Source organism: Rhodoferax sp., from assembly GCF_034519335.1.
Taxonomy (GTDB): Bacteria; Pseudomonadota; Gammaproteobacteria; order Burkholderiales; family Burkholderiaceae_C; genus Allorhodoferax.
This window is the reverse complement of sequence record NZ_JAXHOL010000026.1, coordinates 94,817-115,578: the sequence shown is the minus strand read 5'-3', so window position 1 is coordinate 115,578 and position 20,762 is coordinate 94,817. Positions and strand designations below refer to the sequence as shown.

The 20,762-nt window shown below is 55.2% G+C and carries 23 protein-coding genes and 2 tRNA genes; 16 read left to right on the top strand and 9 right to left on the bottom strand.

Annotated features, from left to right (window positions below; genetic code table 11):
• Nucleotides 1-61 precede the first annotated feature (61 nt).
• Nucleotides 62-802 carry a hypothetical protein gene (locus tag U5O12_RS11845; RefSeq protein WP_322578830.1) on the bottom strand — a complete coding sequence of 247 codons (741 nt, stop codon included), beginning with the start codon at nucleotides 800-802 and terminating at the stop codon, nucleotides 62-64.
• A complete protein-coding gene (locus U5O12_RS11840; protein ID WP_322578829.1) occupies nucleotides 799-3,846 on the bottom strand; it encodes an N-6 DNA methylase in 3,048 nt (1,015 codons plus the stop codon). The genes U5O12_RS11845 and U5O12_RS11840 overlap by 4 nt, the downstream gene beginning before the upstream one ends.
• A 103-nt stretch (nucleotides 3,847-3,949) precedes the next feature.
• Here U5O12_RS11840 and U5O12_RS11835 point away from each other — a divergent pair, with 103 nt between their 5' ends.
• Nucleotides 3,950-4,846: a WYL domain-containing protein gene (locus U5O12_RS11835; protein WP_322578828.1), complete on the top strand. Its 897-nt coding sequence runs from the start codon at nucleotides 3,950-3,952 to the stop codon at nucleotides 4,844-4,846.
• On the opposite strand, the gene U5O12_RS11830 is transcribed toward U5O12_RS11835, so the two are convergent.
• Both U5O12_RS11830 and U5O12_RS11825 read right to left on the bottom strand, forming a co-directional pair.
• On the bottom strand, nucleotides 4,843-6,327 hold the full coding sequence (locus U5O12_RS11830; protein ID WP_322578827.1) for a hypothetical protein: 1,485 nt from the start codon (nucleotides 6,325-6,327) through the stop codon (nucleotides 4,843-4,845). The two genes, U5O12_RS11835 and U5O12_RS11830, sit on opposite strands and share 4 nt — an antisense overlap.
• 258 nt (nucleotides 6,328-6,585) lie before the next feature.
• On the bottom strand, nucleotides 6,586-6,849 hold the full coding sequence (locus tag U5O12_RS11825) for a helix-turn-helix domain-containing protein (RefSeq protein ID WP_322578826.1): 264 nt from the start codon (nucleotides 6,847-6,849) through the stop codon (nucleotides 6,586-6,588).
• Nucleotides 6,850-6,930: 81 nt separating this feature from the next.
• Between U5O12_RS11825 and U5O12_RS11820 the strand changes: the two genes are divergently transcribed.
• Together U5O12_RS11820 and U5O12_RS11815 are read left to right on the top strand one after the other, a co-directional pair.
• Complete coding sequence (locus U5O12_RS11820; protein ID WP_322578825.1) at nucleotides 6,931-7,572, top strand: hypothetical protein; 642 nt, start codon at nucleotides 6,931-6,933, stop codon at nucleotides 7,570-7,572.
• Between the two features lie 88 nt (nucleotides 7,573-7,660).
• Nucleotides 7,661-7,948 carry a hypothetical protein gene (locus U5O12_RS11815; protein WP_322578824.1) on the top strand — a complete coding sequence of 96 codons (288 nt, stop codon included), beginning with the start codon at nucleotides 7,661-7,663 and terminating at the stop codon, nucleotides 7,946-7,948.
• A 589-nt stretch (nucleotides 7,949-8,537) separates the two neighbouring features.
• On the opposite strand, the gene U5O12_RS11810 is transcribed toward U5O12_RS11815, so the two are convergent.
• A complete protein-coding gene (locus U5O12_RS11810) occupies nucleotides 8,538-9,707 on the bottom strand; it encodes an IS4 family transposase (protein WP_322576703.1) in 1,170 nt (389 codons plus the stop codon).
• A 256-nt stretch (nucleotides 9,708-9,963) separates the two neighbouring features.
• Here U5O12_RS11810 and U5O12_RS11805 point away from each other — a divergent pair, with 256 nt between their 5' ends.
• The 10 genes from U5O12_RS11805 (at nucleotide 9,964) to istB (ending at nucleotide 16,106) form a co-directional block, all read left to right on the top strand.
• Nucleotides 9,964-10,137, top strand: coding sequence for a hypothetical protein (locus U5O12_RS11805; RefSeq protein ID WP_322578823.1), 174 nt, complete (start codon nucleotides 9,964-9,966; stop codon nucleotides 10,135-10,137).
• Between the two features lie 8 nt (nucleotides 10,138-10,145).
• Complete coding sequence (locus U5O12_RS11800) at nucleotides 10,146-10,340, top strand: hypothetical protein (protein ID WP_322578822.1); 195 nt, start codon at nucleotides 10,146-10,148, stop codon at nucleotides 10,338-10,340.
• 15 nt (nucleotides 10,341-10,355) lie between these two features.
• On the top strand, nucleotides 10,356-10,586 hold the full coding sequence (locus U5O12_RS11795) for a hypothetical protein (protein WP_322578821.1): 231 nt from the start codon (nucleotides 10,356-10,358) through the stop codon (nucleotides 10,584-10,586).
• A gap of 17 nt (nucleotides 10,587-10,603) precedes the next feature.
• Nucleotides 10,604-10,963: a hypothetical protein gene (locus U5O12_RS11790; protein WP_322578820.1), complete on the top strand. Its 360-nt coding sequence runs from the start codon at nucleotides 10,604-10,606 to the stop codon at nucleotides 10,961-10,963.
• 168 nt (nucleotides 10,964-11,131) lie between these two features.
• A complete protein-coding gene (locus U5O12_RS11785; RefSeq protein ID WP_322578819.1) occupies nucleotides 11,132-11,386 on the top strand; it encodes a hypothetical protein in 255 nt (84 codons plus the stop codon).
• A gap of 349 nt (nucleotides 11,387-11,735) precedes the next feature.
• Nucleotides 11,736-12,293, top strand: coding sequence for a hypothetical protein (locus tag U5O12_RS11780; RefSeq protein WP_322578818.1), 558 nt, complete (start codon nucleotides 11,736-11,738; stop codon nucleotides 12,291-12,293).
• A gap of 13 nt (nucleotides 12,294-12,306) precedes the next feature.
• Entirely contained in the window at nucleotides 12,307-12,546 is a 240-nt protein-coding gene (locus U5O12_RS11775; protein WP_322578817.1) for a hypothetical protein, read from the top strand.
• Between the two features lie 18 nt (nucleotides 12,547-12,564).
• Nucleotides 12,565-13,509 (top strand): hypothetical protein, encoded by a 945-nt coding sequence (locus tag U5O12_RS11770; protein WP_322578816.1) that lies wholly within the window; start codon nucleotides 12,565-12,567, stop codon nucleotides 13,507-13,509.
• Nucleotides 13,510-13,813: 304 nt separating this feature from the next.
• On the top strand, nucleotides 13,814-15,310 hold the full coding sequence (gene istA / locus U5O12_RS11765) for an IS21 family transposase (RefSeq protein WP_322578421.1): 1,497 nt from the start codon (nucleotides 13,814-13,816) through the stop codon (nucleotides 15,308-15,310).
• Nucleotides 15,300-16,106, top strand: a complete 807-nt coding sequence (istB, locus tag U5O12_RS11760; protein ID WP_416221475.1) for an IS21-like element helper ATPase IstB — start codon at nucleotides 15,300-15,302, stop codon at nucleotides 16,104-16,106. The genes istA and istB overlap by 11 nt, the downstream gene beginning before the upstream one ends.
• A 105-nt stretch (nucleotides 16,107-16,211) precedes the next feature.
• On the opposite strand, the gene U5O12_RS11755 is transcribed toward istB, so the two are convergent.
• From U5O12_RS11755 to U5O12_RS11745, 3 genes are all read right to left on the bottom strand, one after another.
• On the bottom strand, nucleotides 16,212-16,463 hold the full coding sequence (locus U5O12_RS11755) for a hypothetical protein (protein ID WP_322578815.1): 252 nt from the start codon (nucleotides 16,461-16,463) through the stop codon (nucleotides 16,212-16,214).
• A gap of 541 nt (nucleotides 16,464-17,004) precedes the next feature.
• A tRNA-Arg gene (locus tag U5O12_RS11750) sits at nucleotides 17,005-17,081 on the bottom strand.
• A gap of 53 nt (nucleotides 17,082-17,134) precedes the next feature.
• A tRNA-Pro gene (locus U5O12_RS11745) sits at nucleotides 17,135-17,211 on the bottom strand.
• A 117-nt stretch (nucleotides 17,212-17,328) separates the two neighbouring features.
• On the opposite strand from U5O12_RS11745, the gene aat reads away from it, so the two are divergent.
• Genes aat through U5O12_RS11730 form a run of 3 tightly spaced genes read left to right on the top strand, consistent with a single transcriptional unit; the run spans nucleotide 17,329 to nucleotide 19,661 of the window.
• On the top strand, nucleotides 17,329-18,036 hold the full coding sequence (gene aat, locus U5O12_RS11740; RefSeq protein ID WP_322578814.1) for a leucyl/phenylalanyl-tRNA--protein transferase: 708 nt from the start codon (nucleotides 17,329-17,331) through the stop codon (nucleotides 18,034-18,036).
• Between the two features lie 12 nt (nucleotides 18,037-18,048).
• Nucleotides 18,049-18,855 carry an arginyltransferase gene (locus U5O12_RS11735; RefSeq protein WP_322578813.1) on the top strand — a complete coding sequence of 269 codons (807 nt, stop codon included), beginning with the start codon at nucleotides 18,049-18,051 and terminating at the stop codon, nucleotides 18,853-18,855.
• Nucleotides 18,856-18,875: 20 nt separating this feature from the next.
• Nucleotides 18,876-19,661 carry an IclR family transcriptional regulator gene (locus U5O12_RS11730; protein WP_322578812.1) on the top strand — a complete coding sequence of 262 codons (786 nt, stop codon included), beginning with the start codon at nucleotides 18,876-18,878 and terminating at the stop codon, nucleotides 19,659-19,661.
• 35 nt (nucleotides 19,662-19,696) lie between these two features.
• Here the strand turns inward: U5O12_RS11730 and U5O12_RS11725 are convergent, their stop codons facing one another.
• Nucleotides 19,697-20,737 (bottom strand): serine hydrolase, encoded by a 1,041-nt coding sequence (locus U5O12_RS11725; protein WP_416221482.1) that lies wholly within the window; start codon nucleotides 20,735-20,737, stop codon nucleotides 19,697-19,699.
• Nucleotides 20,738-20,762 lie beyond the last annotated feature (25 nt).

Here is a 20,762-nt window from a genome sequence, read left to right as displayed (position 1 = left end):
TGATGGAGGCAACCAACCGGGAAACATCAGGCTATATAGCAGCTTTGTCACGCCGCCAAGCTTACTTGGATGGTGCCGGAGGGGCGGGTAGCGCCACAAACATATGTGACAGCAGCAAAGTTCCATGCGAAGGGGCACTGGCCGACGGACGGTTGTGCTCTGTGTCGAAATATGCCACCCCGGGAAACACTTTGGACGGATCACGCAGGAGCGCGCCAGCCGCATCCCCCACCATCCGCAGGTCTGACTTCGAAGCTGTCGACAATAGTGAGCGGCGCAATCCCTGGATGCATGCGTTCTGATCGCCAATCACCATCCCGACCATCAAAGCCAATGGCAGACCCTTGGCATAGTCGCCATCCACAAAGCGCCGCATGCCTTCCTTGCCGCGGTAAATTTTGCAACTATTGGACGTGTCCTCCAGCTTTTTGAACTCGAAGATCAGCTCAATCCGAACAGCTTTCTTGCTGGATTTGGCGTTCGACTTGTAGACAATGTCTTTGCGGATTCTGCCTTGGGCCTTGAGCTCTCCGTCAATGATCACCGTCTCGCCAGACGGCTCCTCATAGCTCCACCAACCCAGCAAGCGCGCCTTGGCCAAGGACACCTTGGGCATATGCATCCCGAAACGTTCTGTTATGTGGTTTTCGCGTTGGCTTGAGTTGAAGGTTTTGGGCGCTTTGGTAGACAGCTCATTCCACGTTTCCAACACGAATTTGGCAGCGCGTTGCGCCTCATCTACGGGGAAGGCATCAAGCCACTTGTCGCGGGATGTCAGCTGTGGTTCCGAAGCTTTGTTCACTGGACCGCCTGTTCCTGTACGAAGCGAACCACCCTCTCGGCGTCACGAAAAGCCTCGGCCTGCAGCCAGAGCCTTCGAACCATGGGCTTGACCAGATAGAGTGAGTTACCGTACCGCACCACTATGTCTGCGGCCAGGTACAGGTTGTCGCGAACAGCCACCGGTAGCAGTTCTTTGTCCTGCAGCGTTTTCACCAGCTTCGCAACCGCCTGGTCGGCAACCTCTGGTCTCACGGCGACCTGTGTTGCGCCCTCTCCACTGGCATCCAATCGCAAGATGGCCAGCGCACCATGGGCCTGTGCAGATCCCACCGTCAGGTTGGCACTGAATCCGCCGGAGCCCCCCATGGCGTCACGCCATTGTTCGAGCTCTGACAGCAAGGTCTTCACATATCTCTGCAAATCGTGATCGGTGGTACGTTGCTGAAGTGGCGTCAACAGCTTTGCGTAGGATGACGGCTGAAGACCCGGCAAGACAAGCTCGGCCACTTCGTGAATCCGCGCTACCTGCGAATCGCTGAGGCCGAAGTATTCGCTGATCAAGGTTTCCGCGTGCTGGCGCCACGCGTCGAACGCTCCCTCACGTCCGATGGTGTGGGAGTCCTCCATCTTGTTCACGAAGGTCGCAACCTCAGCCACGATGGCTGCGGCACGCTGGGGGTTCGCATGGTCCCGAGGGTGCACAAATGGCAGCCGCTTGACGTTGAGCAGGCTCACCCGTTCACGCTCGAAACTGACCTGGTAGGCGGTCAGGAGCAGAAGATAGCGGACCAGATCCGAATGTAGGTAAACGGACAGAAAGCGCAACAAGTCCGCCTCTGTCTTTGGGGCGACGATGGCTGTCGTACTGCTGTTGAACGAGAACGCCCGGGAGCTGTATCCGGCGCAAATTCTGCGTTCAGACGTCATGCCATCCTTGAACACGATGCGCGGTCCTTGAAAGGCGCCCACGATCTTTTCAGACAACTTGGCAACATGGGTGATCTTGGCTGGAAAACTCACCAGTACTCCCTCATCCAGCAAGGGACCATGCAACGCAAATTTGTTGGCATCCAAATAGGGTGCGCCAGAAATCGATTTGACCGGCACAGGTTCTTCCACCGAGCTGTCCTTGAGATGGAAGCCCTTGGTCATCTGCCATCCGTCTTCATCAAGCAAATCGCCAATCTGGCCCAGCATTTCGAGGCCGGCGATGGTTGCCTGGTCCTGAGGCGTACCCCAGTACAGGGTGGTGAGAACTGAATTGTCATGGGCAAGCACCGAGGTCTGCACCGTGTGCCGGTCAGTTCCATGCAGTGTCAGCCGACCGAAGGCCAAACTCACGTCGGCCTTGGGTGTCCAGTATTCAAACGTTTCTGGCGATGGAATCTCCGCCCTGGGTCGACGGGGGCGCCCCGAAATGACCAATGTCGGTTGCTTGGCGTTCTCAAACAGGAGTTTGCGCAAGTCCCCGAAATTGACGGCCGTATCCAGCTCGCATTGCCCAAGCCATTGCTGGACGAAGGGCTGGCTGGTTTGTGCGCCGAAGCTGCTGACAGGCAAGATGAAGCAGAACCGACCATGCACCGGATCCACCGCATCCAGAGCGCGCAGCATATAGGCGAGGCAGACTTGTCGGCGGGGAATCTTGTGCCCATGGGCGGCGGCCCAGGTATCGGAAGACAGGAGCTCCTTGCCCTTGGGCTCCAGCCAGGGGGGATTGGAAATCAACAGGGTGGCATCGCCGCGTTTGACCAGCGGATTGGCATCAGAAAAGAAGTCACCCTTGGCCCCACGGATGATGTTCTTTCCATCCAGGGTTGGCAGCTTTGACTTTCCCTGCGCCGTCAACTTCAGCAAGTCGGCCGGCTGCAGGTTTTCCAACACGCACAGGTAGAGGCTGAAGGCGGTAACGCGGCAGGCAGACTCATTGATGTCTGCGCCAAAGATGTGATCCTCCAGCAACTGGATGCGCTGTGCGAACGTCCATTGCTTGCCAGCTTTGGCCTCGCCGTAGGCCAGCATGCGTCGGTAGGCCGTGGTCAATAGAATTCCAGACCCACAGGCACCATCCAGCACGCGCTCACTGAGGATGTCTTTCGAGCCGGCAAAGGCATGGTCCACCGTCAGGGTTGCAAGATGGCGCGGCGTGTAATAAGCCCCCACGTCACGCTTGTCTTCCGAGAGGAAGGATTCATAGATCCCCGAAATCAGTTCCACCGGAATAAATCGGAAGTCATAGCGCCAGAAACTATGCTGACCATCGGCCATGTCGACATGGTCTAGGAAGTCTTTGAGGTGTCCGAAGGCCGCGTCACTGAATCTGCGCCAAACCTGCTTGCCTCCATCGGGCTCCAGCAAGTCACCATTGAAGTCCTTCTTGACGCTTGTCATCAAGGCAATCAGGCCCTCGCGTTCGGCCACGGCAACCAGCTCAAACAAGCTGCCCACCTCGCGCTGCCTCCGATATTCATCACCCACAATTCCGCGGTGCTCCAGGTAGGCAACAAACATCACTTGCGCCATCAGCAGTTGAGCAGCGCCTTTGCTCAACCCTTCTCCAACCAAGTCACCCACGATGATTTCCAGGTTCGACAGCAACTTGCGGTCGACCCTGTTCTCCGGTGCAAACCAGTCGGCGTGCCGGGCGAACACCTCGCCCGATTGAACGTCTGCGCGGGAGAAGGCGCCAAAAGGTTGAGCCTGTTTGAACTCAATTTGCTCAAAAGACGCATCCGGCAGTGACGTCGGAGCCGCCAGCGCGTGCGTGCCATCCACCACCAGCACGATAGATACCAAATTCTGGTTCCACGCGCGCTCACGCACATTGCGCATCAGACCTTGATCATCCAAGGCGCTTCCGTCACCCTCCAAAAAACAGATGGTGGGGACGCCCTCAACATCGAATACCGCCTTGGCACGAATCTGCCCCTTGGGATCCAGCAAACTGCGGATTTCCGTGCCGTAGGCGTGCTGATTGGGGACAAGTTCCGAGCGGACGTGCAGCGCCCCCGGGGCATCTGAATAGCCCCAAGCTTTTAGCCACTTGCCGAGTGAACCTTCCACGAAACCAGCCTTTCTGAACGATAGGCGTTAGTGTAGCCTAATGATTGTATAAATCAATAGTAGTGCTACACTCGTCAGCAATGACCTACTCGTCTTGATTGGTATGGATGACGCTTGGCTTGAAGAATTGAGCTTTGCCCAGAGACAGCGCCTTCAGTTCATTGAAGCGCGGCTGATTTGGGATGGTTCGGTGCGCCGCGGTCAGGTTTGTGAAGTCTTTGACGTCACACCCAACCACCTGTCACGTGACTTCAGGCGCTATCGCCACCACCACGCCCATAGCCTGGAATATGACGTGGAGAAGAAAGCCTACACGCGCGGGCGCAATTTCAAACCATTACTCGCATCGGGCTCCGCAGAGGAGTACTTGTCACTGCTACAGGCGTACAGCATCAGCAAATCGACTGCGGTGGTTCCTGCCATGGGGCAAGTCGCTACGGCCGAATCCATCACACAACCAACGGGAAGCATTGATCCGGACGTCCTGCGTTTGATGATGCTGGCTCTGCGGGAGGGGCGCGGACTTTCTCTCGCATACCAGTCGCTCAACGAATCTGATCCGGTGCCTCGAATTCTGTGGCCCCATACGCTTGTATTCAATGGTGACCGTTGGCATGCACGCGCGTTTGATGATCGGCATCAGGCGTTCAGGGACTTCGTGCTGGCCCGTTGTATCAGGGCCGAGATACATTCATCGACAGCACCCTTGGCTGCCACCGAAGATACGAGATGGCATGAGACTGAGACAGTCGATGTAGTCCCGGCCAGACGCCTGTCGGACAGCCAAAAAACAGTCGTCGCAAAGGAGTTTGGGATGAAGGTAGACGACGGCGCGTTTGTGTGGTCTGCTGCTATCCGAAAATGCCTGGTTGGGTACTTCTTGTATCGCCACAGACTTGAGCTCGGCGGCTCTGCGAGCCAGCAGATCCCGGGACAGCACCCATACCTGGCCTTGAAAAATCCGGAACTGGCTGCCGCGTACCGATTCGGTAGCGACTAAACGAATTCCAGAATCTCGTGGTGCGCTATTGGTTTGTCGGCCAGACCCAGTCGCATGGCTGGGGTTTTGCCGTCTTTTCCAACCAGGCAATAGTTGTAGATGACGCGAAACACCCCCATGATCCTTTGGACGACCTCCGGGTTGTAGGCACTGTATCCGTGCCAGGTGCGGTGACCTGAACTGGCTGAGGCGATCGGGCGCTCCAACAGACTGACACGTCTGCGTAGCTGCATAAAGAAGCGGTCGATTGGATGAAGACTCGCCGAGAGCATGCCGCTGGCAATGCGGTTTGCATCCGCGCCACCCCAGTCGGTGAGGCAACTGACCTCCTTGAGTGGCTCGCCCATATGGGGTAACACGCTGGCCACCCACCGATTGGCTGCATTGGGCTCCTTTTCGCGAATCTCCAGATAACGCTGCCGCATGACTTCCCGTGCGACCTGGTACCGAGTCAATGTCGGGTACTGCTTCTGCAAGCGCTCCAGATGGGTTTCGCTCTGTGCGACGACCAACTTGCGTTCATCTATGGTCAGTGTTTTGCCAATGCGCACAAAATAGGCGTCCGCCTTTCGCTGGGCCACAAGGTCCAGGCATGCCGCGAGAAACGCGCCGCGGATACTTGGTTCTTGATCAAGGTAGAACTCGAACGATTCAACGTTGGGAAGCAACCAGCGCAGGAACTGAAAGTGACCCATTAAGACGTATTCGGGATGGATACGCAGGCCGGTTGACGGTAGCTTGGTTCCCTCTTCAGCGATCGGCACACCGTCTGGCACGGATTGACTCCCTTCCTCATCCCCAGGCAGGAAAAACCTTGCATAGCGCCGAAATGGGCCCGATAGCTGGTAGTCGCCGATCTCCCTCGCATGCAAATCGACCTCAAAGGGATTCATCGAGGGATCGAAGTCAAGCTCGATTCCAAACACATAGCCACTTTCGCAATCTGCACTGCCAGCAGCAGAGAGTTTGGTATTTCTCCGGTCCCCACTTGATGCCCAATTGAATACGTGGTCCTGCCTGTCAACTGCTAGGCGAAGCTTCGAAAAGCAAAGGCGATCCCTCAATACTGACTCGCGGTCTATGACAAATCGAATGGCCTGCTTGTGGAAAAATTGAATGCGTGAATACAGGACGGCTGGCTGAATATTTGCCACTTCGCAGATTCTGCGCATCGGCACTTTGTTGACTAGGAGGTTCAACACCAGAGCATTGATCTCCGGGTGTCGTTGGCGCAGCGTTGATCGCATTGCAACCGTGAAGGTACGCCGACAGGCCTTGCAGCGGTATCTGGCTGATCCACCCTGGCTCTTGCCAAATGATTGGTATAGGTCCGGACTGGCCACGGCGTGGTTGTCACATTCCGGGTTCTTGCAAGCCGGTCCATGGCCTTGCATGAAGGCAGCGCGCTGGCGCTCAAACTCTTCGATGGTGGCGCGGTTGCTTTTGAGGGAAAAGTTCTGACTGCAGCGGGAGCAATGCATGGTCGACCCGCCAATAGAGCGATATCCATCAACAGCAGCCTTGCCCGATCCGCTCACGGAAAGTGGAGGTATTCCAAAGTTTTCGCACTCCACATTACGGCAAAAGTTGAGCTGCAACCCCTCAAAGTCGACCGGGATCCGCCCTTGACCCCCAACTTGCTTGCGTTTGTAGCTTCGCGCCAAAAAGAAACCCCCGGTGGAATACCGGGGTTTTACCAGACTCTGAGTGCCGTCAACACTTTAATTGAACGGCTCGCTTCAGGTGCCGGGTTTTTTTTCGTCTGTCCGCTCCCCTGCCCCAGTTCCAGTCAGGATGTACATCACATCAAACCCCATGGCTGCTGCTGCGTTCAGGTAGGCCAATGTTGGGAAAGTATCACCACGCTCGTACTTTGACTGTGTGAGCCGAGTTACACCAAGTGCAGCGCCAGCACTCGCTTGGCTATAGCGATGCAGCTCACGAACCGCCTTCAGACGCCCACCAAGCCCCGCAAGATCAAAGGGTGCGCAGATATTTTTCATAATGCATGTATTTCTATACAATAAAAGTATATAATTACATCCATTATGCCAAACCCCAAGGCGCCACGAAAGGAAACTGCAATGAAAACGGAAGAAATTGAAGTCGGCAAGGTCTACACCAACGTCACCTCAGAAAACCGTCGCGTTCTCAGTATCACTGAAGATGAAGGTGGAAACAAAGTTGTTCGCTTCCAAGCAATGCCTTGGAAGATGGATCCAGAAAACTACCTGAAGAACTACCAGCAACTTGCCCCCCTGCCACGTGAAACTGAGTTGCGATCGGTAAAACGAATCGCGCCAGGCTTACTCTACGCCGAGACTAGCATCGCATCATTTGCGCGGTGGGCAAAGCAAGAAAGAGTGCCGAATCCCAAGCTCAATGCCCCAGGCCGTACCATGGCCTCCCAAGTCATCGAAATCGTCATGCGCAAGGGGTACACCAGTCTCTCGGCGGAACGTACTTTCTTCAGCGTTTGCGCTACCCGCGAGCTCTACATCACGTTGGGGCCCTGCTCTGCTCCATGGGTCTACACCATGCCAGATGGATCACGTATCGCATTCATGGCGCCCGTAATCATGGCTGAGGTGGACGACCTGGGCAAGCCCGTGTTGTCGTCCCACCACCAACTGGATCTCAATCAATCGTTTGCCTTCGGTGACATTGAAAAAATCACCAAAGCGGAGTACCGCCACTGGGTCGAAGTCAATCGCCCTTTCGCCTGAAGAATGTAAAGAGTATCTAGGCAGCCTGGGCGCGAAGAGTTGTTCTTGTGGCCAACAGAGGCGACACAAAAAAGAATGGGGTAATTAAGTGAAAAAAATTCTTGTTGACGCTTTCAAAAGCGACGAGCTTGCTCACCATCTGGAAGATGTGATTGCAGTCGATGGAAAATGCGCTATTGAGAATATCTCGGATGCCACTATCGTCCACGAGGCGAAGTTTGTACTGTCAAAGTTCGTGGAAGGATCGCAAGGTTTCGAGCAGCATGAAGAATGGTGTGGCAGACACGGCCCAGTGCAGAAGAAGTGGGCGCAGAGAAACGTGTCGGCCATAAAAAACTTTCTGAAAAAACATGGCCAGCTTGCAGCCGCTGCCTAACAAGGAAACCCGCATGTTGCAATTGAGACCTGCGAAAGCAGTCTTAAAGGCCCACGAATGTCGCCGTGAGGACGGCAGAAAGCTTCTGCCTCAACTCACAGCCAGTGAACTAGCGGGAATCGTCAACGAAGCCCTTGTGGCCATGGCTTTCCAGCGCACGGTCATCACGTGGCCCAAGGGGCGTGTTGCCGGGCGTATTGGCGATATGGCCACATTGGGTCAGTTCCACAGCCCTTGCTGGTCTAGCTAACCAAGGAAAAAAACATGGTGACTTTTTTGGACTTCACAGACTCTGATTTCGGTCTCCTGGTTAAGCGCTCTAAGCATTACAGGGAGCAAAGTTGCATCCCCGCTGATCGCCCTGATGAACTAGGCATCGTTGTCGGCAAAGCCTTCCATGAAGAAGCTGGCCGGGTGATTTGCTACCCAGAGGTACATTGGGAAGGAAAGGTGATGCCAAGCACGAGCCACCCAATGAATGTGACTCCATACAGAGCGCACTCCCTGAAGGAGATCTCGTTCATTATGTCTATTGAAACTCAAGATGAATCAAAAAATCTAATCGGCCTCAGTAGTGTCCCAACGTTTTTCAGAGGAGAACGAGCTGTTGAGGCTCGGAACTCAGATCTGAATCCGCTGAGGGTGGTGTAAGTAGTTGATTTATTGGGGTTTGTTCAAACATGGTCAGGCTCAGGATTTGTAGGATTTCGTAAAGGCTGTGATGCTCAAGATGCAGACGTTTCTTTGTTATGGCGATCAGCACGTAGGTGCACACCGCGATCCAAATTTGCGTCTTCACGGCGTTCTCGCTGGTACCCAGAAAAGCCTTGATGCGCAAGTGCTGCTTGATCCATTTGAAGAACAACTCGACCTTCCAACGCTGGCGATACAGGTCGGCAATGAGTTCGGGTTTCAAGGCGAAGTTGTTGGTCAGAAACGTGATGCGCTTGCCGGTTTCGTCTTTGACGACAACCCTGCGCAAAGCGGCTGGGTAATCCTTGCTGGAGTAGAAAACCGTGAGCACGCCGATCTGGTCGCAGATGACGTTGCTGGTGTTGCGGTCCACGGGGTTGGAGTAGCGCCGCTTGAACTGGGTATTGCTCTTGGCACGCGTCACGAAGAAGGCCTGGGCCTGATGAATGACATACAGCCTTTTGAAGTCCAGATACCCGCGATCCAGCAGGTAGAAGGCCCCGGCTTCGAGCACCAAGTCGTCCATCACATTGACCTCGTGGGTCTTGCCATCGGTGATGTGAATGAAGCTGGGGATGGAGCCATGCAGATCCAGCAAGGTGTGCAGCTTGATAGCGGCCTTGGTGGAGCGAAACGGTGCCCACGGATGCAACGACAGACACAAGTCGATGGTGCTGGCGTCGAACGCATAAACGGCCGCATCCAGGTCGATTCCCAGTGGCTCCTTGGCATACAGCGGTCTGGCCATGCCAATCAGGTGTTGGGCAAAGTCGGCGTAAATCTGCCATGGACGAGTGGCATTCGCATTGGCCAGTGTGTTGCGCGAAATCGTAGAGCAGCGAAAGCCCATGTGGTAAAGCCGATTGGCTTGCGCCCGCAGGTTGACTTCGATATCGCGAAGGGACTCCCGGTAGGTCAGTTGCGCAAAGGCCATGGCGAAGAACTGGTCCAGGCACGAGAAATCTTTGACCTTGTGGTCGCCCCGATGCTTGGCCACACACCTGCGAAAGGTGCTCATGGGCAGATAGGCCATGAGCTGAGAAAACACGAGCTTGCCTTGGTGCATACCGGCCCTTCGCGCTCTCGCGCAAAAGGCCACAAGTCTGACGCTCGACGTTCAAATCGAGACCAGACCGGAATGTCGAATTCTGCAAGCAAATCATTAACTTACGAAGTCCTGATGTGAGAACGTTGGGACACTACTGAATCGGCCTGAATACGAAGCGCTGGATGGCAACGGCCTACCCTATGTGCGACTTGCTGCTGCCGTGGGGGAGTTGCCCACGCCTGAAGCGCGCGCAGAAGCGCTGGACTCCGCAACCATGGCTGTTGCTAACGAATTGCAACTGTCGGCGCAGCGACGCATTGGTTTCGGAGTTCCAGTGTATGTCGCCTTCGGCCTCACCCGGCCGCAGGCCAAGAATCACAGAGCGGCCAAGTTGCTCATGACCATGGGCGATGATCTTTCGCTGGACTACTGCGCTGTGTACAACTGAGGAAAGAAATGTTGATACTAACCGGTGAAGAATTTATGGTGGGTTTTGGTGGCGGGACCGTCGGTATGGCCGTGAACCCTCCGGGGATCATGGATGGCAAGTCTCCGATCCCATACATCGATTTGACGCCCGGTGAGGCAGAACAGTTGGCAGAGTTGCTGGTTCATAACGCAAAATTGTGTCGTGCTTCGACGCCACAGTAAGCACGTAGAAAAGACATGAATCGGGATCGCCGCACTCGACTGGCCAAGATAAGCGCCAAGCTGGAGGAGTTGCAGCAAGAGTTGGAGTCCGTGAAAGATGAAAAACAAGGTGCTTTTGACAACATGCCCGAATCGCTGCAAGGGTCCGAAAAAGGCGAAGCAATGGAGCACGCAGTGAGTGAGTTGGATTGCTTTAGCGACGACCTCACTGGTTTGATTGACAAGATTGCCGAACTAATCTGCTGAACTAAGGAAAACACACCATGGGTATGAAAATGGCGAAGGCCTCTACAGCAGATTTGGATATGGCTATGGAGTTGTCAAACTTTCTGGACGACCTCGACCGTGGCTACTTGCCAGCGCAAGCACAGAGTGAAGATGCCAAGGCAAGCGATTCAATAGCATGCCTGGATGCCGATGATGGCAGCCAATGCAGTCGCGTTGTTGCAGAGCTGCGTAAGATACTGAACAAGGGATCTATCAGTCGCGTCATCTTTGGGATGGCTGTGGTCTGCGACCCGCGCAATGAATTACTGGACCCGGATGTCGATACGCTGGAAGTCCATCCGAAGTTTGCCAAGTTGCTGGCAGCAAAAGCACCCAACCAGACAACACCTGCATAAAAAGAGACTGGTCATGTACATCATCAATGTGTTGCAGCTCTGGTACACACGACGTATCGATTTTCGTACGGCTGTTTACGCAATGCGGGAGCGCCCTATTGCGGTGGCAGGCCGAGAAGGCTCGTACCACGTTGACCCGATCGACCCTAACGAATGAACGGAAAGACTATGGCCAAAAAATCGTTGGTGACTGTTTACGGCGACTACACAGACAAAGCCTTGAGATCGTTGCGCCATGGAATAGTCAAGGCCTGCGCAAGTGATCGCGCAATGACCACTGCTCAGAGAGAAGCGGCGCAAGACTTTGGTAGCCTGCTGATCTATTTCGGCGTTGATGAATTTCCCGATTGGAAAACGCATGGGCAGGCATTAGAAACTGTTTTATCCAACCGGGGCCTGCCTTTTACACGACTCAAGTTTTGAAGGAAATCAATGCAAGCCCATCCAACCCCATCTGATGTCGGCTTCAAACGAGAGCCATGCCCAAGCTGCAATGAGCGCGAGAAGATTTATTCTGAATGTCATCCAGGTACGGCATTAATTTGCTGCGGCGCATGCGGTCACAGAGGTCCCGAGGTCAGACCTCCGCGTCCAGGACAAAGTGACACGGAGTCTCTGACGAAGGCATGGACTGCCTGGAACGACAAAGCGAAATACAGCAGCAAGCCATAGGAAATCTGAATAAATGTCGCGCCACTCCCACCAAACCCAATACCAGGGCCTCCCCGCCCAGATCGTTCTGGGATACGACCGCCCCCTGAATGGTTTTTTCATGGCCATTTACCAAAACCGACCGATTGAGACGATTTCGGTCTATGCGAGTTCACGCGATCCTGCTTTGCAGGCCAGTTTTGGCATGTCGGAGTCGATTGAGTACTTTGTAGCGAAGATCGACGACCTGGGCCTGTCAGTGCCCAGCTCTTTGGTGGCAGATGTTCTGCAAGATGCTGCCACCAAGTCCGGCAACCTGGTCAAGGACCACACAACGCTGTCCACCATGAGGCCGAGAATCACACGCCCCATAAAAATCGGCGTGGTGGATGACGGTAGCGTATATGCCGCTTGCTACCCCAACGGCCGTTTGGCGGTTTACCTGTCTGGTGGACGCGACGATAGAGTGACGATCAATGTCCCGAGCATTGACCTTCCAGAGGACGAAGTACTCGTGAAAATGGCTCCTGAAAACGGAAAACTCCGCGAGCAGCTCTTGAGAATAGGCGCGCTCAAGGATACAGGCCTACGTCATCAAGTCGGCTTTGACACATTGGAGCAATGGCAGGTGTTAATGGACTTTGGTGGCCAGCAGCAAGTTTCGACGCGCCCGATCTAATCAAGGAGAGACTATGTCCTTTACTAAATTAGAACTTTACGAGGTCAATGATGCGCTTCACGAAGTCGTCAGTCGAATGTGCGAGCAAGGTCAGACGGACATTGAAATACGGGAAAACTCATTGGCCCATCTGTGGTCTGCCTCGAAAAAAGTGACAGTCATGCTTTTGGGAGACGCTGACACTCCAGGGATTAAGAATCATGAACCTACTGTATTGGCGGCAATTGCTGATCCCAAGAGACTTGAACGCTAATTCGTCCAGGAAAGATACATGAAAAAAATTGCAGCCCTACTACTCCTCATTTGCACCGCTATGCCTGCTTCAGCCGTAACGCCGGCGCAGGCCATTGAAATGGCAAATCCATCAGCCGTTGAGATGAAAATCATTGGTAGTTGTCTACTCGTTCCACGGATTTCTCACTATTTGCCCGTAGCGTGGTTAGAGACATCGCCAAAAGGGAATTATTCAGAAATCACGGCTATTTCGCCCTCTGAATCAAGCACAGGCGCATTGCGCCAGTCACTCCATGAGACGAACTACGCAGCGCGTGTTCTCGCGTTCACGAACACAGCATGGCGCACATCGACAATTGCTGAGTCATACGGTCAACAAGTGTGCGATATTTCTGACTCCTATCAGGGCGGCCCTATTGAAGCGCCCTCCTCTAATTTCCCTTGCGAGTCACTTGCCCAGTCAGCTGCGAAGCAGCAAACAAACGAGGTTCGTTACGCAGTGCCGTTACAGGGGTTTATGACCAGTGCTTACGACAGCGCTTTGGATGATGGCTGGCTCACAGGCTGTCGTGACAAAGCCAGAGTCGACCAGGCTGTAGCTGCAAATATGCGTTGTGAATCCGCAAGTCTGCCTTTAAGCTTAAATATCGGTGGATCTGAAGCCAAAGCCCTCGAAGCTCTTTCCTGCGTTGGCCGTTGGGGCTCGCTTATCCCACGCCAAGCCCGCGGTATTGGCGCAACAGACGCTGCTGCAAGTGCAATGGCAGCATATCGGGCTATGAGCACTGCTAAAAGCCACCTGGGGCGCATTCCTTTCGCCCTTGACACCGGTGGTGGCAAGTTTCAACAAACTGCGCCTGGTGTAAGCTCTGCGTTCATTCCTGGAACTCTTCCATTGCCGGGTAATGTTGCGAATTCCAATGATCGAAAATACGCGTGGATATACTGGAGGAAAGTGAGCTGCTGCCCCAAACCGTTTTGAACGGCTTCGATCATATCTACTGCTGCAACTCGTCAACCCCAAAACCGCATCCCTCTGGACTGCGGTTTTTTTTGGTTCGTACAATCCAAAACATCATGTGCTGAATGGATAGTAGTACGTACTATCCATTCAGCACAAAGTTCGAATCCGACATTTTTCGCCCTTACGCACGCTTTCAAGGGGCATAGCGTGTTGGCGCGCGATCAAATTTCCCCAGTATTCATGAGTAGCGCGCGCTAAAAATTACTCAGGGTGATTAACCTGCCTGCTTCTTTTTTAAGCAGGACCGAAGGAGATGATCACCATGAAAGATTTGGGCATTGTTCGACGCTTGTTTTACCGTGACGGGTTGTCGGTATCGGAGATTGAAAGACGCACGGGGCTTACCCGAAAGACGATCAGCAAATGGCTCAATGCGGCTGAACGCACGGAACCGAAGTACCCGCGGCGAGTAGCAGATGACACCAAGATTGCGCCGTTTGCGGCGCAACTGACCAAGGCCCTGGAGGTGGATAGTCGGCGCCCCAAGCGTGACCGGCGCACTGCACTGAGGCTATTCAAGGACATCCAGGCGCAGGGATTTGACGGAGACTACAGCCGCGTCACCGAGTTTGTTCGCAAGTGGCGAGAGGCTGGTGGTCAATCCGTGGTCAAGGCCTTTGTTCCTTTGCGGTTTGAGCTCGGGGAAGCATTCCAGTTTGACTGGAGCGAGGAGCGGCTGCTCGTGGGCGGGGTGTGGCGCAAGATTCTGGCCGCACACCTGAAGTTGTGTGCAAGCCGTGCCTTTGTGCTGCAGGCCTACCCCACCCAGAGCCACGAAATGCTGTTCGATGCGCACACCCGTTCGTTCATGGCGCTGGGCGGGATCCCCAGACGGGGCATTTACGACAACATGCGCACGGCGGTGGACAAGGTCAACAAGGGCAAGAGCCGCGTCGTCAATACACGCTTTGCAGCGATGGCCTCGCACTACCTGTTTGATCCGGACTTCTGCAATGTCGCCAGTGGCTGGGAGAAAGGCGTGGTGGAGAAGAACGTGCAGGACAGTCGGTTGCGGATTTGGCAGGACGCAGCCAAGGAGAGGTTCGGCTCCTTCACCGAGCTCAACTTGTGGCTACTGGCACGGTGCCGGGCTCTGTGGAACGAACTGCGGCATACGGAATTCACAGAGCACACCATCGCGGAGATACTCGAGCATGAGCAAAGCAGCCTCATGCCCATGGTGGCGCCATTTGACGGGTATGTGGAAACGCTGGGCAAGGTCAGCAGCACCAGCTTGGTGATCTATGACAGAAGCCGTTACTCCGTACCCTGTGAACTGGTCGGTCAGATTGTGAGTGTGCGGGTGTACCCGGAACGCATTGACTTCGTCGCGCACGACGCCTTGGTGGCCAGCCATGTGCGCTGCTTTGAGCGCAAGCAAACACGCTACGACTGGCAGCACTACATCCCGATCATCGAACGCAAGCCTGGTGCCCTGCGCAACGGCGCGCCCTTTGCAGACATGCCGCAACCGCTCATGCGGTTGCGGGCTTTGCTGCTCAAACATGAAGGGGGCGATCGGGTCATGGCCAAGGTACTGGCGGCCGTTCCCAGGTCCGGTCTGGAAGCGGTGCTGGTGGCCGTGGAACTGGTCCTGGAGTCGGGCAACCCAAGCGCCGAGCATGTTGAAAACGTGCTGAACCGGCTGAAGTCAGCGACGCCCCCCGAATCCGTAGAGACCCACTTGGAGGTAAATGAAGAGCCCATTGCTGATGCTGGTCGGTATGACACCTTGCGTGCGGAGGTGAATCATGCGTGAAGTCGCCACAGAGCTGAAGGACTTGCGCCTGTACGGTATGTCCAGCGCCTGGGATGACCTGGTCGCACAGGGCAATTCTGCGGGTCTGCAAACCGCACGATGGCTGGTAGAGCACTTGCTGGATATGGAACACACCGACCGTGCCATGCGGTCCATCCGCTACCAATTGCACAGTGCCAAGTTCCCGGTGCACCGTGATCTGGCAGGGTTTGAGTTCGATCATTCCAAGGTGGACCAAGGTCTGATCAAAGAACTCGCAACCTTGTCATTCACAGAAGCTGCACACAACGTGGTCTTCATCGGAGGCACGGGAACCGGCAAGACACACCTGGCAACAGCATTGGGCGTGGCGGGGATTACCCAGCACAGCAAGCGGGTGCGGTTTTACTCCACAGTGGATCTGGTAAACCTGCTGGAGCAAGAGAAGGCTGCGGGCAAGGCAGGCAAGCTGGCCTTTGCACTGATGCGCATGGACTTGGTGATTCTGGATGAGTTGGGCTACCTGCCATTTAGCCAGGCTGGAGGTGCCTTGCTGTTTCACCTACTGTCCAAGCTGTACGAGCACACCAGCGTCATGATCACCACCAACCTGACGTTCGCGGAATGGGCCAGCGTGTTTGGCGACGCGAAAATGACTACGGCACTGTTGGACCGGCTTACGCACCATTGCCACATTGTGGAGACTGGAAACGAGTCATACCGATTCCGCCACAGCAGCGCAACTGCCAAATCCAGGATCAAGGCAAGGGAACAAACCAAGCGGCCCAAAGCCACTGAAAAAGAGGAGCCATTCTGAGACGTTCTCAGCGTGGAAATCCGCTTCGGGCTACGCCCTGCGCGGCTTCCCACGCTGGTTTTGAATGAACAGAAAGTTCATCACAAAACTACCGTTGGGATAAACTTATCCACAGGTCAGTCGTTCAAGACTGGCTGCATTCCCTGAGTATTCGTTCATCGCGCACTGCTGAGGAATATTGGATGCGCGCCGACAGCCCAGGTGTTTGGCAGCACCCAGCAGGTCAGCGGTGGTTACAGCATCCGTACTGGCAATGCCCATCTGGTGAGCCAGGGTGGCGGGGTCGGAGGCGATCTGGTGGAAGCGGGCAACGGCGCAGAGGGAGGACAGGGCCGCGACTCCGGATGAGGGAGTCACTGGTTTGGTTCCAACTTCTGTAGTGGCCGATGCAGAAACGTCGGCTGTGTTGTTTTCTGCCCCGCTTGGGCTGGCTGTCTCGATCACAAAGCTCCCTCAAATCACGACTCCCTTCGCTAATGAGGGCCGGTTGAAATGAAAAGCACTTTACAAATGTTTACAGGCCCCGGCTATCCCCCATTCGGGTGAATTTGAGCCGAATGTCTGCAATCAGCATAAGGAATGATGCAATGGCGCAGTTCGGATCTGCATCTACATCACTCCGACTGATTTCAATATGTGAAAGAGATTGAACTACAGAAGCATTTCCGTGCCGCGGTTTTCATAAGAGTGCCGTTTCGAAATTGGCTTTTAGAAGAATCCGCGCTCCGAACGAATACTTGCGTAAGCTTTTGCTCATTTAACGCACGAAACACAGAATATTCCGCGGTTGAGCTTTGGAAGCATATGCGTGCCGCACGTATCCGGAAGCAATTGCGTGCCGAAGCGGCACGCTTATGGGTGCAGGGACAATAAAAGACGGGAGAAGCCGGCAGCCAAATGGCCTGTCCGGAGGGGATCGAACCCCCGACCCACAGCTTAGAAGGCTGTTGCTCTATCCAACTGAGCTACGGACAGAAAGAACAAAGGCCCCTCAGTCACGACACTACGGGGCCTTTGTTTTGGAATGGTGGTCGGCGTACAAGGATTCGAACCTTGGACCCCCTGCTCCCAAAGCAGGTGCGCTACCAGGCTGCGCTACACGCCGACAGCTGGTATTCTAACCCGTGAAGCGGCGCTCACCGGCGCTCACCCACCAATTTATTACCATTTTCTCTACACCGTGCCCCGTCACCCCCCCCCACTGCCATGGCTGGACCCAGGCATGCCCTTTCCTGACACCCGCGACGCCTGGGGTGTGGACACCGATGCGCCAGGGCTGCTGGCCGCTGGCGCAGACCTGACAACGGCTACCTTGCAGGCCGCGTACAGCCAAGCGGTTTTCCCCTGGTTCAGTAAGGGTCAGCCCATTCTGTGGTGGAGCCCCGACCCGCGCATGGTGCTGCGGGTGCAAGACTTCAAGCTGCATCGATCCTTGCGCAGGACATTGCTGGCATTTACGCGGACGCCGGGCTGCGAAGTGCGTATGGACACTGCATTTGAGCACGTGATCCGGGCCTGTGCCGAGTCCTCGCGTCGAGGGCAAGCTGGCACCTGGATCGTGGATGAAATGGTGGACGCCTACACCCGCTTGCATGCAGGGGGCTTGGCCCATAGCGTGGAAACTTGGTCTGGAGACGAGTTGGTAGGGGGCCTATATTGCGTCAACCTGGGGCAGGCAGTGTTTGGCGAGTCCATGTTCATGCGACAAACCGATGCGTCCAAGATTGCATTGGCAGCCCTGATTGCCTTTTGCAGGCACACAGGCATTGGCATGGTGGACTGCCAACAAAACACTCAGCACCTGGCCTCCTTGGGTGCACGAGAGATGCCTCGTGCTGATTTTGTACAACATGTCCGCCAAGCCCGGCAGGCCCACGCCCCCGAATGGACCTTCAGCCCTCTATACTGGAGCGAACTTTTGTCTGCCTGATGCACAGCCTCCATGACGGACCTGACTGATCTACCGCTACAGGCCTTGCAGTTTTATGCCACTGCGCCCTACGACTGCAGCTACCTGCCACATCGGCAAGCACGCTCGCAAGTGGCCACTCCCAGCCACCTGATTGACAACAACGCCTACTCCGGTCTGGTGGCCAAAGGCTTTCGCCGCAGCGGCATGTTCACTTACCGGCCCTATTGCGACGGCTGCCAGGCTTGCACGCCGTTGCGCGTGAATGCAGAGAGTTTTGCAGCCAACCGCAGCCAGCGCAGGGCCTGGAACCAACATGCGCAGTTGGAGGTCCGGGTACGCAAGCTTGGTTATGTGGCCGAACATTACGCACTGTACTTGCGCTACCAAACGAGCCGCCACGCGGGCGGAGGCATGGACGAGGACAGCGTGGACCAATACGTCCAGTTTTTGCTGCAGAGCCGGGTGAATTCGCGATTGGTAGAGTTCAGGGAACCATCGACCTCCGAAGAGCCCGGTGAGCTCAAAATGGTCTCCATCCTTGATGTCCTTGACGATGGTATTTCCGCGGTCTATACCTTTTTCTCGCCCGAGCCACACGCCAGTTACGGCACTTTCAATGTCCTGTGGCAATTGGACCAGGCCAAACGCTTGGGTTTGCGGTACGTGTACTTGGGGTACTGGATCGAAGAAAGCCCCAAGATGCGCTACAAGTCGCTGTTCCAGCCCTACGAGCTCTTGGAAAACGGGCGGTGGACTCCCGGCCCGGTGACTACCTCAAACGCCAATACGTCTGCCGGACACCACACGCCAATCTCCTTAGGGCCAGCAGGGGGTTAACATCGGATGACTAACCGACTATGACCAAAAAAGACCTCGACCCGCCCAACACCCCTACGGTGCAAGTGATTGAACGCATGTTCACTCTGATTGATGTGCTGGCGTCGCGTGAGGACGCCATCCCCTTGAAGGAAATCAGCGAAAAGGCCGGCCTGCATCCCTCCACGACCCACCGCATCCTGAATGATTTGGTCGCCGGGCGATACGTAGATCGACCGCAATCAGGCAGTTACCGCTTGGGCATGCGATTGTTGGAGCTGGGCAATTTGGTGAAAGCGCGCTTGAACGTAAGGGACGCAGCACTGATCCCCATGCGGGAGCTGCATAAATTGACACAGCAACCGGTCAACCTGAGCATGCGTCAGGGAGACGAAATCATTTATGTAGAACGTGCTTACAGTGAACGATCAGGCATGCAAGTGGTACGCGCCATTGGTGGCCGGGCTCCCCTGCACCTCACCTCCGTGGGCAAGCTGTTTCTTGCGGCCGATGACCCGCAGCGCACACGCGCTTACGCTACGCGTACGGGCCTGCAGGGGCACACCAAGAACAGCATTACAGACTTGGAGACCCTGGAACGCGAACTCTCCAAGGTGCGCCAGTATGGCCAAGCCAGCGACAACGAAGAGTTGGAGCTGGGTGTGCGCTGCATGGCTGCAGGCATTTATGACGATCAAAGCAAGCTGGTTGCTGGCCTGTCGATTTCGGCACCTTCCGGCCGCTTGGAAGATGACTGGCTGCCCAAATTGCAGGACACGGCCCGCTTGATATCAGAGACTCTGGGTTACCGCGGCCACAAAAAGTAATGGTTGGCGCCCCACGGCGCCAACCTTCGTACCACTTAGCCGCGGCGAGCGTGCTCCCGGCTTGCCAAGGGCGCCGGACGCACCACAGGAGTGTGGTTAGCCTCTACCCACTTGCGAACGCGCTCTGCATCACCGATGCGACTGAGTTTGCCTGCCGAATCCAAAAACACCATGATGAGTTTGCGGCCTGCTACCTTGGCTTGCATGACCAAACATTGTCCGGCCTCGGTGATGTAACCGGTTTTTTGCAACCCAATGTCCCACGAAGGATTCTTGACCAAGCGGTTGGTATTGTTGTACTGCAAAGTGCGGTTGCCAACGGCGACTTGGTAGCCAGTGGAAGTGGACAACTCACGCAAAACAGGATCGCTGTGCGCATAGTTAACCAGGGTCGCCAAGTCTTTGGCACTGGACTGGTTTTTGCTGGACAACCCTGTCGGCTCAACATATCGGGTGTCTTGCATACCCATCAGTTTGGCTTTGATGTTCATCTGGTTGACAAACAATTGCAAACCACCGGGAAACGTACGGCCCAATGCGTGTGCGGCACGGTTTTCACTCGCCATTAAAGCCAAATGCAGCAGTTCTCCGCGGCTCAACTCGGTCCCCACACGCAGACGTGATGAGCTTCCCTTCTCGGTATCGACGTCGGCTTGGGTGATGGTGATCAACTCATCCATTGGCAACTGTGCCTCACTGATCAGCACACCAGTCATCAGTTTGGTGATGGATGCAATCGGCAGCACTGCGGATTCATTTTTGCTGAACAAGACTTCATTGGTGTCCTGGTCTACCACCAGGGCGACACTCGATCGAAGATCCAACTCGTCCTGCATGCCATGCAAGCCCGCCAGTTGCCCATAGGAAGGACGGGGCGGCGCTACTGCAACCACTTTCCGCACGGCTTTAGGGCGAGCGGCCTTTTTAACCGCTGCTTTTTTAACCAAGGACTTCTTGGCGACGGATTGGGAGGAGCTCGATTTTTTGCGCTGGGCGGCTGACCCATCTTGAGGCAAAAACATGAGGGCAGCCACCAAACCACCCACACAAAGTTGCACAAGTCCGCGTTTCAACATAAGTCCTTCCAGAGGCAGGGAAACC

Coding starts and splice junctions, on each gene's coding strand:
- U5O12_RS11835 (WP_322578828.1), top strand. CDS start 3,950: ATGGATGACGCTTGGCTTGAAGAATTGAGCTTTGCCCAGAGACAGCGC.
- U5O12_RS11830 (WP_322578827.1), bottom strand. CDS start 6,327: ATGCATTGCTCCCGCTGCAGTCAGAACTTTTCCCTCAAAAGCAACCGC.
- U5O12_RS11825 (WP_322578826.1), bottom strand. CDS start 6,849: ATGAAAAATATCTGCGCACCCTTTGATCTTGCGGGGCTTGGTGGGCGT.
- U5O12_RS11820 (WP_322578825.1), top strand. CDS start 6,931: ATGAAAACGGAAGAAATTGAAGTCGGCAAGGTCTACACCAACGTCACC.
- U5O12_RS11810 (WP_322576703.1), bottom strand. CDS start 9,707: ATGCACCAAGGCAAGCTCGTGTTTTCTCAGCTCATGGCCTATCTGCCC.
- U5O12_RS11805 (WP_322578823.1), top strand. CDS start 9,964: ATGGCTGTTGCTAACGAATTGCAACTGTCGGCGCAGCGACGCATTGGT.
- U5O12_RS11800 (WP_322578822.1), top strand. CDS start 10,146: ATGTTGATACTAACCGGTGAAGAATTTATGGTGGGTTTTGGTGGCGGG.
- U5O12_RS11795 (WP_322578821.1), top strand. CDS start 10,356: ATGAATCGGGATCGCCGCACTCGACTGGCCAAGATAAGCGCCAAGCTG.
- U5O12_RS11790 (WP_322578820.1), top strand. CDS start 10,604: ATGGGTATGAAAATGGCGAAGGCCTCTACAGCAGATTTGGATATGGCT.
- U5O12_RS11785 (WP_322578819.1), top strand. CDS start 11,132: ATGGCCAAAAAATCGTTGGTGACTGTTTACGGCGACTACACAGACAAA.
- U5O12_RS11780 (WP_322578818.1), top strand. CDS start 11,736: ATGGCCATTTACCAAAACCGACCGATTGAGACGATTTCGGTCTATGCG.
- U5O12_RS11775 (WP_322578817.1), top strand. CDS start 12,307: ATGTCCTTTACTAAATTAGAACTTTACGAGGTCAATGATGCGCTTCAC.
- U5O12_RS11770 (WP_322578816.1), top strand. CDS start 12,565: ATGAAAAAAATTGCAGCCCTACTACTCCTCATTTGCACCGCTATGCCT.
- istA (WP_322578421.1), top strand. CDS start 13,814: ATGAAAGATTTGGGCATTGTTCGACGCTTGTTTTACCGTGACGGGTTG.
- aat (WP_322578814.1), top strand. CDS start 17,329: ATGCCCTTTCCTGACACCCGCGACGCCTGGGGTGTGGACACCGATGCG.
- U5O12_RS11735 (WP_322578813.1), top strand. CDS start 18,049: ATGACGGACCTGACTGATCTACCGCTACAGGCCTTGCAGTTTTATGCC.
- U5O12_RS11730 (WP_322578812.1), top strand. CDS start 18,876: ATGACCAAAAAAGACCTCGACCCGCCCAACACCCCTACGGTGCAAGTG.
- U5O12_RS11725 (WP_416221482.1), bottom strand. CDS start 20,737: ATGTTGAAACGCGGACTTGTGCAACTTTGTGTGGGTGGTTTGGTGGCT.